Annotated in this window: 9 protein-coding genes; 3 read left to right on the top strand and 6 right to left on the bottom strand. The window is 74.0% G+C overall.

Annotated elements, in window-relative coordinates; translation table 11 throughout:
* Positions 1 to 175 precede the first annotated feature (175 nt).
* Entirely contained in the window at positions 176 to 1,696 is a 1,521-nt protein-coding gene (locus MNY60_RS22280; protein WP_242356743.1) for a YifB family Mg chelatase-like AAA ATPase, read from the top strand.
* Between the two features lie 57 nt (positions 1,697 to 1,753).
* Entirely contained in the window at positions 1,754 to 2,776 is a 1,023-nt protein-coding gene (gene recA, locus MNY60_RS22275) for a recombinase RecA (protein ID WP_308197078.1), read from the top strand.
* 49 nt (positions 2,777 to 2,825) lie between these two features.
* On the opposite strand, the gene MNY60_RS22270 is transcribed toward recA, so the two are convergent.
* Both MNY60_RS22270 and MNY60_RS22265 read right to left on the bottom strand, forming a co-directional pair.
* Positions 2,826 to 6,002, bottom strand: a complete 3,177-nt coding sequence (locus MNY60_RS22270; protein WP_242341233.1) for a hypothetical protein — start codon at positions 6,000 to 6,002, stop codon at positions 2,826 to 2,828.
* A gap of 85 nt (positions 6,003 to 6,087) precedes the next feature.
* The gene (locus tag MNY60_RS22265) at positions 6,088 to 6,573 is read right to left on the bottom strand and encodes a hypothetical protein (protein ID WP_242341232.1); all 486 of its coding nucleotides are present in this window, start codon (positions 6,571 to 6,573) and stop codon (positions 6,088 to 6,090) included.
* Between the two features lie 88 nt (positions 6,574 to 6,661).
* On the opposite strand from MNY60_RS22265, the gene MNY60_RS22260 reads away from it, so the two are divergent.
* Entirely contained in the window at positions 6,662 to 7,072 is a 411-nt protein-coding gene (locus MNY60_RS22260; RefSeq protein WP_242356745.1) for a hypothetical protein, read from the top strand.
* Between the two features lie 30 nt (positions 7,073 to 7,102).
* On the opposite strand, the gene MNY60_RS22255 is transcribed toward MNY60_RS22260, so the two are convergent.
* From MNY60_RS22255 to MNY60_RS22240, 4 genes are all read right to left on the bottom strand, one after another.
* A complete protein-coding gene (locus MNY60_RS22255) occupies positions 7,103 to 8,338 on the bottom strand; it encodes a competence/damage-inducible protein A (protein ID WP_242341230.1) in 1,236 nt (411 codons plus the stop codon).
* Positions 8,339 to 8,353: 15 nt separating this feature from the next.
* Positions 8,354 to 8,941, bottom strand: coding sequence for a phosphatidylglycerophosphatase A (locus MNY60_RS22250; protein ID WP_242341229.1), 588 nt, complete (start codon positions 8,939 to 8,941; stop codon positions 8,354 to 8,356).
* A 3-nt stretch (positions 8,942 to 8,944) separates the two neighbouring features.
* The gene (gene pssA, locus MNY60_RS22245) at positions 8,945 to 9,799 is read right to left on the bottom strand and encodes a CDP-diacylglycerol--serine O-phosphatidyltransferase (protein WP_242341228.1); all 855 of its coding nucleotides are present in this window, start codon (positions 9,797 to 9,799) and stop codon (positions 8,945 to 8,947) included.
* A 143-nt stretch (positions 9,800 to 9,942) separates the two neighbouring features.
* Positions 9,943 to 10,724, bottom strand: a 782-nt coding sequence (locus MNY60_RS22240; RefSeq protein ID WP_374109413.1) for a hypothetical protein, incomplete at its 5' end; no start/stop codon positions are given.

Genomic DNA, 10,724 nt, shown 5'->3' with positions numbered 1-10,724 from the left:
CGAACGCTGCGGCTCGCCGCCCGCCGCCCGCCGACGCCGACGCCGGCCCGGGCGTTCCGCGCTCGCGAGCGTCCGCGGCGCGTCCGGCGCGAGCGCGCGGCGGGCCGGGGAAGCTCCTCTCGCGCGCGCCCAGCAGCGATCCGGCGCTGGCACGGCCCCTGCTGAACGTCCGTGCATGCTGGTCCGCATCCGCTCCGGCGCCGTGCTCGGCGTGCAGGCGATCCCCGTCGACGTGGAGGTCGAGGCGACGCTCGGGATGCCGGGCTTCCACCTCGTCGGGCTCGCCACGGGCGCCGTGCAGGAGGCGAAGGTCCGGGTCGCCGCGGCGGTGCGAAACCTCGGCGTGAAGCTGCCGCACAAGCGGATCACCGTGAACCTCGCGCCGGGGGACCTGCGCAAGGACGGCACCGGCTTCGACCTGCCGATGGCGATGGGCGTGCTCGCGGCGGTGGAGGAGGTCCCCGCGGACGCGCTGGCGAGGGTCCACTTCGTCGGCGAGCTCGCCCTCTCGGGCGAGGTGAAGTCCGTCCGCGGCGTCCTCCCGCTCGCCATCGAGGCGCGCCGCGCGGGCGCGCTCGCGATCGTCGTCCCGCAGGCGAACGCGCTCGAGGCGTCGATCGTGGAGGGCGTGAAGATCCTGTCCGCGGGTCACCTCGGCGACGTGGTCGCCTGGACGCGCGGTTCGGCGGAGCTCCTCCCGCCGCCGGGGGCGGTGCCGGCGCCGCCCCCGGGCGTCCCCGTCGACCTCGCCGACGTGACGGGCCAGGAGAACGCGAAGCGGGCGCTGGAGATCGCCGCCGCGGGGGGCCACAACCTGCTCTTCTTCGGGCCGCCGGGCAGCGGCAAGACGATGCTCGCCCGCCGCCTGCCGACGCTCCTCCCGCCCCTCGCGTTCGAGGAGGCGCTCGAGGCGACCGTGGTCCACAGCGTCGCGGGGCTCACCCGCCACCGCGGCCTCCTCGCCGATCGCCCCTTCCGCGCGCCGCACCACTCGATCTCCGACGCCGGCCTCGTGGGCGGCAGCAGCGTCCCGCGGCCTGGCGAGGTCTCGCTCGCGCACCAGGGCGTCCTGTTCCTCGACGAGCTCCCCGAGTTCCGGCGCCACGTCCTCGAGGCGCTGCGGCAGCCGCTCGAGGACGGCGAGGTCACGATCGCGCGGGCCGGCCGGAGCGTCACGTACCCCGCCGAGCTCACGCTCGTCGCCGCGATGAACCCCTGTCCGTGCGGCTACCACGGCGACCGGCGGAGGCGCTGCCACTGCACGCCGCACGAGCTGCTCAGCTACCGGCGGCGCATCTCGGGGCCGCTGCTCGACCGGATCGACCTGCACGTGGACGTGCCCGCCCTCGCCACCCCGCTGCTCGGCGAGGCCGCGGCCAGCGGGCCGACGAGCGCGGAGGCGCGCGCCCGGGTCGCCCGCGCGCGCGAGGTGCAGCGGGGGCGCGCCGGCGGGCGCGGGGCGAACGTGAACGCCCGCCTGCGCGGCGGCGCCCTGCGGCGCGCGGCGACGCCGGACGACGACGGGCGCCGCATCCTGCAGGCGGCGGTCGAGAAGCTCGGGCTCTCGGCGCGGGCGCACGACAAGGTGCTGCGCGTCGCCCGGACCATCGCGGACCTGGAGGGCTCGGCGGCGGTGCGCGCGCCGCACGTCGCCGAGGCGATCCAGTACCGCGCGCTGGACCGGCCGCTCTCGTGAGACCCGCGCCGCCGAAGCGGCGCGACTGGTGCCCCACCGCGGGGCGAGGAGGACGACGTGACGAAGCTGAGCGACAAGATGAAGGCCCTCGGACAGGCGCTCGCCGGGATCGAGAAGCAGTTCGGGAAGGGGAGCATCATGCGGCTCGGGGACGGGCACGAGCCGGCGCCGGTGGCCGTCGTGCCCACCGGGTCGCTCGGGCTCGACCTCGCGCTCGGGGTGGGCGGGCTGCCGCGCGGGCGCGTCGTCGAGATCTACGGGCCGGAGTCCTCGGGCAAGACGACCCTCGCGCTGCACGCCATCGCCGAGGTGCAGCGGCAGGGCGGGGTGGCGGCGTTCATCGACGCCGAGCACGCCCTCGACGTGACCTACGCCCGGAAGCTGGGGGTGAACCTCGCCGACCTGCTCGTCTCCCAGCCCGACACCGGGGAGCAGGCGCTCGAGATCGCCGAGCAGCTCGTGCGCTCGGGCGCGATCGACCTCATCGTGGTGGACTCGGTCGCCGCGCTGGTGCCCAAGGCGGAGATCGAGGGCGAGATGGGCGACGCGCACATGGGCGTGCAGGCGCGTCTCATGAGCCAGGCGCTCCGGAAGCTCACCGCGGTCGTGTCGCGCAACCAGTCGCTCGTCGTCTTCATCAACCAGATCCGGATGAAGATCGGCGTGGTCTTCGGGAACCCGGAGACCACGACCGGCGGGCACGCGCTCAAGTTCTACGCGTCGGTCCGGCTCGACATCCGGCGCATCGGGCAGGTGAAGGACGGCGATCAGGTGGTCGGCAGCCGCACCCGCGTGAAGGTCGTGAAGAACAAGGTGGCGCCCCCGTTCCGGGAAGCGGAGTTCGACGTCCGCTACGGCACGGGCGTCGATCGCCACGGCGAGGCGCTCGACCTCGGCGTCGAGCGCGGGGTGGTGGAGAAGTCCGGGGCCTACTTCGCGCTCGACGGCGAGCGGATCGGGCAGGGCCGCGAGCGCGCCATCGAGTGGCTGCGCGCGAACCCGGAGGCCTTCGAGCGGCTCGCCGCGCGGGTGCGGGAGGGGGCGGGCGCCGCGGCGCCGGCGCTCGCCGCGGTGGGGTGAGGGCGCGGCGCGGACGGGGACGCTGGCGTCCCCGCCCCGCCGCGCGGGATCAGAAGAAGAAGTACCGGAGCGTGATGTTCGTCACCCAGCGCGAGTGGTCGCGAAGGGCCGGCGTCTGCAGGCCGCCGATGTCGAAGGGGTGGCCGAAGTGGACGCGCAGGAGGAGCGGTCCGAAGAGCACGTTCACGCCGAGCACGCCGGTGAGGGTGCGCGCGTCCCAGGCGCCCGGCTCGAACCGCTCCAGGGCGATCGGCGCGAGCGGGCTCCCCGTCGTCGGGTCGTACGTCGGGACGAGCACGGTGCTCGTCTTGGACTCCCAGCGGTTGAAGACGCCGCCGAAGTCCAGGGCGGCGACGCCCTCCAGGTAGTCGAAGATGAGCAGGCGGATGAGCGGATCGAGCGGGAACTGCAGCTCGGCGTTCACCACGTAGTAGTGCTGCCCGATGAGGAACTCGAGATCGAGCGGGTAGAAGCCGCGCAGGTTGTCGGCGGAGGTGAGCCACCAGCTCTTCTCCCAGACGCGGCCCTTCTCGTTCGGCGAGAACGTCGTCCCGCCCGCGGCGCGGAGCATGAAGTTCGAGCGGCCGACGAGCTGCCAGAACTTCTCCGTGTCCGCGCGGAAGAAGCCGTGCACCGCCTCGCGCCCGGGGAGGTACCCGCCGCCGAGCTCGAGCAGGAGCGAGCTGCCCGCCACCGGCCCGGTGTACTGATCGTAGCGGATGGTGTCGTAGCCGTAGCGCACGGTGGGCGAGATGGTGAAGTTGACGCCGCCGTTGCGACTCTCCCAGTCGCGCGTGGAGGTGTACGGGCCCGTGGTGAGCGTGGGGCCCTGGCAGAGCAGCGTCACCGCCCCCGAGAAGTCGGTGAGGCAGTAGCGCTGGACGCCGCCCAGCGTGAGCTCCGTCTCCACGCGCCGGAAGCGATCGAGCGGGTAGCGCAGCGCGCCGACCACCCCGAAGTCACGCTGGTAGTAGGCGAGGTTCGGGTCCAGCCGATCGAGGTTCTGCTGGACGAAGTGGAACCCGCCGAGCACCCAGGAGAGCCGCCTCGCGCGGTTCTCGAACAGGAGGAGCCCCTGGGTGTAGTCGAACGAGCCGTAGACGGAGAGGTCCACGAAGAGGACGTTGTCCCGGAGCATGTCCGAGAACAGCACCGCGGCCCGCCCCGCGACGGCGCTCCCCGCGCCGCCCCCGTAGACGAAGCCCGCCTCCGGGCGCCAGTTGCGGATCGCGAACGCGTCGTAGTCCTTCACCTGCTCCGGCCAGGTACCGCTCGGGATCTCCAGCACGTCTCCGGTGGGCGGCAGGACGGCCACGCTCGGCTGCTCGAGCCAGGCGACCTTGGGCACCTCGACGATCCGGAAGACGCCGCCGTAGAACGTGCTCGCGAACACGCCGCGCCCCTTGGGCGAGGGGCCGGGGCTCGTGAGCCCGGTGGTGAAGTCGGTGATCCGCTGGACCGCGCCCGCCTTCAGCAGGTAGAGGTCGGGCTTCCCGGAGACGTCCGAGGTGAAGAGGACCGAGCCGTCCGCCTGCGGGAACGGCGCGCGGTCTGTGCTCGCGGCGGTGGTGAGCCGCGTGCGCTCGCCGCTCGAAGGATCGATGCGGAAGAGGTTGAGGCGCCCGTGGTCGGTCGCGTCCGAGGAGAAGTAGATGCCGTCCTTTCCCCAGGCGACGTCCTTCTCGACGTATGGATCCTGCGTGATGCGCCGCGCCACGCCGCCCTTCACCGGGACCACGTAGATGTCCGACTGGCCGTCGGTGGACACGCCGGCGAACGCGATCTGCGACCCGTCCGGCGAGAAGGCGGGGTCGGAGATCTGGATGAACGGCTGGCCGCGCTCGGTGTGCACGTCGAGCTTCCTGCGCCGGCCGAGCTCGATGCGCGGGGGACGTCCTTCCCTGAGCTTGTGCCGGAAGCGCTGGACGTGGAGGCGGTCGCCGATCCCGTCCTGGGCCGAGAACGCGAGGATCCCGTCCCCGAGGCCGAGCACCCCGTACTCGACGGGGTGGAGGGACTCGAACCCCGGCACGCTGTCCGAGACGATCTCGACCGCGCTGCGCGGGTTGCGCACGTCGACGAGGTAGAGGCGGGCGCGGCCCTTCTCGCGGTCGATGCCGCGGAAGAGGATGAGGTTCCCGTCGGCGGAGGAGACGAAGTCCTCGGGCTCGGAGGGGAGCTGCCGGAGCTCCCGGAGCTGCGGGAGATCGTGCTTCGCCTCGAGGTACTGCGGGTAGTAGCGGCGCTTCAGCCACGCGCGCCAGCGGGCGTCGACCTGCTCGATGGGCTCGTTCAGCACGCGCCGCACGAGGGCGCCGAAGTTGCGCGTCGTGCCGCCCGCGGCGGGGCCGCCGCCGAAGCCGCCTCCGCCGTCGCCCATGAGGTAGGCGTTCTCCAGGAACGCCTGGATCTTCTCGTGGCCGTACTGGTCGGCGATGAAGGCGATCCGCGCCTGGCCGAGCTTGTAGGTCGGGATGTACCCGCGGATCCGGTCCTCCCCGAACGACAGCACGTCGTAGCCCTTGCGCGGCTCGGGGTTCCAGACGAGGTCGCGGAGGTAGAGGTCCGTCTCCGTGTCGATGCCGCCCTTCGAGTAGAACTCGGCGATGCCCTCGATGAACCAGAGCGGCAGGTACGCGATGGGCGAGGACATCTCCTCGGCGCCGGCGGCCTCGAGCAGCTTCTGGATGGTGAACTGGTGCACCATCTCGTGCGTCGACACCTCGATGAACCGCGCGTGATCACCGAAGTACGGGACCGTCATCTTGAGGTCCTCGGGCGAGGTGACGCCCAGGACCGACTCGGTGACGGCGAAGACGTTCTGCGTCTGGAACTCGCGCTGCGTCGCGTAGAGGATGTAGGGGATGCGCTTCGTCGGGTTGTAGTGGAACTGATCGACGAGGCGCGCGTAGGCGCTCTGGATCGCCGGCAGCGCCCGCTCCGCCTGGGCGAGCTCGTTCCGGTAGTAGTAGAGCCGGAGGCCCCCGGGGCCGCCGCCCGGCGGCGGGACGTCGATGAACTGCCAGTCGAAGCTGAACCAGGCGACCTGGTTCTGCCCGGGGCGCTCGGGGAGGATGAAGGTCTGCTCGAGCTCGCGCCGGGGCCGAGGCTTCTCGGCCTCCATGCGGTCCATCGAGTGCATCGCCTCGCCGAGCGACGGGCTCGGGCCGAGCTGTGCGGCGGCCGCGAGGGGCAGCGCGAGGGCGCAGAACGCGAGGACTCTCATCCGAGCAACACTACGTAGGAGGGACCCTCCGGGCGAGCAACCGAAAGGAGGTCCGTCCGACGCAGGCGTCGTGTACCGCCGCCGCTCAGCGCGAAGCGGCGCGGATGGGCCAGCGGGTCCCACCGATGGTGATGGCATAGCGTCCCGTCCCTGGGGGGTCTTCTTCGATGGCGAACCCGAGCGTCACCTGGCCTGCGCGGGTGAAGCGGGCGCGCTCGCCGCCCTTCACGGCGCAGCGGAGCACGCCGTCGTCGCCGAGGCGGAGGGTGGCGGGATCGAGCGGCTCGCGCGTCCCGTCGGAGAGGAGCAGCACGGGCGCCCCGCCCGGCGTCTCCTGCAGCACGCCCCGCACCGTGTAGGGCGTCTCTTTCACCTCGACGTACGCGGACTCGCGGCCCACGCGCACGAGCCATCTCCCGTCGGGTGCGCGCGCGAGCGAGCGCCAGAGGACGTCGAGCGTGCGCGCGTGGGTGATGGGCTCGCCGAGGTGGAGGAAGCGGCCCTCGTCGTCGATCGACAGGCCGCTCCGGGATCGCAGGAGCTCGAGCGCGGCGTCGTCGGCGGTGGTCACCCGCGCATCATAGGGCCGGTGAGCTCCGTTGCGGAGGCGGCGCTCGGGTGGTAACGAACCGCGCGTGACCGCGAGGATCGAGCCTGTGGTGCGCATCCGCTGTGGCCCCGACGAGGAGGCCCGCTGCCGCGCCGCGCTCGCGCGAGCCGGCTTCGAGGTGGAGCGCTCGCTCACGTGGCTCGTCGTCCGCGACGCCCCGCCCGACGCCGTGAACGAGGCCCTCGCCGCGGGCGGGGCGGACCCGCGTGTCGCCGTCCGGCAGCGGATCGGGCAGCTCATCGGCTGGCTCCTCGACCGTGAGGGCGAGCTCGACGGCCGCGCGGTGAACGTGCAGGCGCTGGTCCGTCGGGTGCTCGAGGAGGGCGGCCTCACCGGACGCTACCGTCCAAGGCCGCTCGACGCGCTCCTGGCGGGCGCGGCGGCGCTGTACGCGGAACTCGTCGAGACCGCCGCCGGGTTCGTCTCCTGGGATCGCTTCGTCGAGCTGTTCTGCGAGTAGCTGCCGGGGTAGCGGCGCGGCGCGCTGCCGTCAGGCGCGCAGCGCGAGCCGCAGGAGGTTCAGCGCCTCGTGGGCGGCGGTGCTGCGGATCCGGTCGCGACCGCCGCGGTAGAGCCGCTCGACCGCGCTCGTGCCGGACGGCCCGGCGAGCGCGAGGTGCACCGTCCCGACCGGCTTCTCCGGCGTCCCGCCGGTCGGCCCGGCGATGCCGGTGATCCCGATCCCCCAGGTCGCCCGCCCGACCCGGCGCGCCCCCTCCGCGAGCGCGCGCGCGACCGGCTCCGACACGGCGCCGTGCGCCGCGAGGACGTCTTGGGGGACGCCGAGCACGGCCTCCTTCATGGCGTCCGCGTAGGCGACGACGCCGAGGTCGAGCACCGCGGAGGCGCCCGGCACGTCCGTCAGGAGCTCGGCGACGAGCCCGCCGGTGCAGCTCTCCGCGAGCGCCACGCGCTCGCCGCGGGCGGCGAGCCGCGCGACGACGAGGGCCGGCAGCTCCTCCTTGCCCTCGCCGAACACCGCGTCGCCGAAGATCGCGCGGGCCTGGGCGGCGAGCCGGTCGGCGCGCGCAGCGGCGTCCGGGCCGGGCACGGTCCACTTGACGTGGACCTCGGGCCAGTGCGCGCGGAAGCCGAAGCGGACGTCCGCGTTCGCGGGATCGCGCATGAGCGGCCGCATCGCGTCGTCGGCGTGCGACTCGGGGACGCCGAACAGCTTCAGCACCCGCCCCGCCGGCACCTCGCCGAGCCGCGCCGCGAGCCGCGGCAGGAGCCACTCGTCGGCGAGCCCCCGGAACTCGAGCGGCACGCCGGGGAAGCAGACCACCTCCGCCCGCCCGATGCGCACCGCGAACCCGGGCGCCGAGCCGAACCGGTTCGGCACGACCTCGGCGCCGCGCGGGAAGCGCGCCTGCTTCTCGTTGTTGGGGGTGAGCGCGCGGCCGAAGCGGCGGAAGCGCTCCTCGAGCGCGCGCAGCGACGGCTCGTGCAGCTCGAGCGGCACGCCCATCACCGCGGCGACGCGCTCGCTCGTGAGGTCGTCCTCGGTCGGCCCCATGCCGCCGCTCATCACCACGAGGTCGGCGCGCGCGGTCGTCTCGCGGATGGCGGCGTCGAGGTCGGCGCGATCGTCGCCCACGAGCGTCTTGCGCCGGACCATGACGCCGAGATCCCAGAGCCGGTCCATGAGCCAGGCGGAGTTCGTGTCCACCACCTGCCCGGTGAGGAGCTCGTCGCCGGTGGAGAGGATCTCGACGTGGAGCGTCATCGCGAGCGACCTCCGCTACGACCCGAGCGGCGCGCACCACCAGCCCGCGCCGCCGCAGCCGGCGACGGCGCGCAGCGCGAGCGCGACGAGCTGGAGCGCGGCCCAGGCGAAGACACCCGCCGCCACGTCGTCCATGACGACCCCGAACCCGTTCTTCACGCGGTCGAACGCCGAGGCCGGCCAGGGCTTCAGCACGTCGAACACGCGGAAGAAGAGGAAGCCGAGGAGCGCCGCCGGCCAGGAGAAGGGGACGAGGGCGACCGTGACGAGGTAGCCCGCCACCTCGTCGATGACGATGGGCGACGCGTCGGCCACCCCCCAGTACGCGCCGGCGCGCTGCGCGGCGTAGGCGCCGAGCGCCACGAGCGCGGCGACCGTCACGAGGTACACGGACGGGGAGAGCCGCGAGAGCGCCCAGTACACGGGGATCGCGCCGAGAGTGCCGAAGGTGCCGGGCGCGACGGGGGCGTAGCCGCACGGACCCCAGGCGGCGAGGAGCACCCAGGCGTCGGGTCGCGCGGCCGGGCGCGCCGTGCGGCGGAGGCCGCGGGCGCGGAGCCGGGAGAGGAGGTCAGGGCTGGCGGGCGACGGCGAGCCGGTCACGCGCTAGATGTACTCGTCCTGCTGCGGCTTGTCCTCGACGTCCTCGGGCTCCGGCTCGAGCGCCTCGTCCGCCTCGAGCTCGGCGCGGATGGCGGGCGGGAGCGAGGCCTTGTCGGGCGCGGGCCGCGCGCGGGCCAGGAGCGCCTCGGCGAGGCCGAGCGCGATGTAGGCGGCCATGTAGACCACGAGGACGAACGAGGCGCGGGTCGCCATGCCGACCCCGACGCCCGCGAGGGTGAAGAAGGCGAAGATCGTGAGGCTGCGCGCCGAGAGGTGGACGTCCTTGAAGGTGCGGTAGCGGACGGTCGACACCATGAGGAACGCGAGCAGGCCGACGACGAGCGCGATCGGGACGCGGGTCGCCGGGTCGGTGGTCGTGGCGAAGTGCCGGTAGTGGGCGATGACGAGCGAGACGATCGTCCCGGCGGCGAGCGGGATGGGCAGGCCCACGAAGAAGCGCGAGGAGCCCTTGTCGCCGCGCTGCGCGAGGACGTTGAAGCGCGCGAGGCGGAGCGCGCCGCAGGCGGCGAAGGCGAAGGACACGAAGAAGCCGAGGAAGCCGAGCGGCGCGAGCGCCCACTTGTAGACGAGCAGCGCCGGCGCCGCGCCGAAGGAGATGACGTCGGCGAGGCTGTCGAGCTGCACGCCGAAGTCGGACTGGGTCTTCGTCATGCGCGCGACGCGGCCGTCGAACGCGTCGAAGAACATCGCGAAGAAGATGGCGAGCGCCGCCTGGTAGAGCTGGAGCGGCGTGGCCTCGCCGGCGCAGAGCGTGAGCGCGTAGAAGCCGAGGAGGATCGAGCTCACCGTGAACAGGTTCGGGAGCACGAACATCGCCTTGCGCAGGTTGATCTGCATTTCCGCGCCACCCTCCTAAGGTCGCCGGCCTCGGCGCAGTGCCGGTGACTCGGGCCGGGCGCAGGACCACGCGCCCGCCCCCTCGACCGGCGACGGCAGAGGCTGTCACGGGCGGGTTTTTTTGTCGAGACGGACGCCTCGCGTCAAGGAGACCCGCCGCACGGGGTCCGCGCGCGCTCCCCCTCCCCGAGCGCCAGGCGGGCGCCGCTCCCGCAGTCCACCCAGAACACCGGGTCCGCCCACCAGCGGTTCATCCGCGCGGTCGCCCGCGAGCCCCCCCCGAGCGCGAGCGCGGGTCCGTGCCCGGTCACGAGGTTGCCGTCCAGCACCGCCGTGGCGCCGTCCAGCAGGACGATCCCGCCGGCGGCGCCTCCCGACGCGTCCACGCTCGAGAGGCGCACCTCGCCGCCCGACGCCTCGACGGCCGCGCCGCCGCAGCGCAGGAGGGTGCTCGCGGAGAGCGCGAGCGAGCCGCGGCGCACCTGCACGCACGCCCCCGGGATGCCCTGCTCCTCGCTCACACCTGCGACGACCACCGCCGCTCCCTCCACCCGGCCTCCCGCGATGGCGATGCCGGCCGGCCCGGGGGAGCGGATGACCACGCCCTCGAGGTGCGCGGCGCCGCCCGCGACGGCGAGGCCCGCCTCGCGCGAGGGCCCGTCGACGGCGAGGTGGCGGAGCGTGGCGGTGCCGCCGTGGACGGTCGCGCCGGAGAGGGCGCCGTGGAGGTGCCCGCCCACGAGGGTGGCCTCGCCGCGCTCCACGACGAGGCCGACGTCCCCGTCGAGCGCGAGGTCCGCGCCCTCGAGCGCGCCGCCCGAGACGCGCGCGCCGCAGCCGCCCCCCACCGCGCGCAGGTCGCGCGCCCGCAGCGTGCCCGCGGAGACGCGCACGGCGCAGCGCGGCGCGCCGGCCTCGAGGGCCA

Source organism: Anaeromyxobacter sp. SG17 (assembly GCF_022690695.1).
In the GTDB taxonomy this organism is placed as follows: Bacteria; Myxococcota; Myxococcia; order Myxococcales; family Anaeromyxobacteraceae; genus Anaeromyxobacter; species Anaeromyxobacter soli.
The sequence above is the reverse complement of the archived record's forward strand: the minus strand, read 5'-3'. Positions and strand labels throughout refer to the sequence as shown.

Excerpts from the sequence above, each read along its gene's own strand:
- MNY60_RS22280 (WP_242356743.1), top strand. The coding sequence starts at position 176 with ATGCTGGTCCGCATCCGCTCCGGCGCCGTGCTCGGCGTGCAGGCGATC.
- MNY60_RS22270 (WP_242341233.1), bottom strand. The coding sequence starts at position 6,002 with ATGAGAGTCCTCGCGTTCTGCGCCCTCGCGCTGCCCCTCGCGGCCGCC.
- MNY60_RS22255 (WP_242341230.1), bottom strand. The coding sequence starts at position 8,338 with ATGACGCTCCACGTCGAGATCCTCTCCACCGGCGACGAGCTCCTCACC.
- pssA (WP_242341228.1), bottom strand. The coding sequence starts at position 9,799 with ATGCAGATCAACCTGCGCAAGGCGATGTTCGTGCTCCCGAACCTGTTC.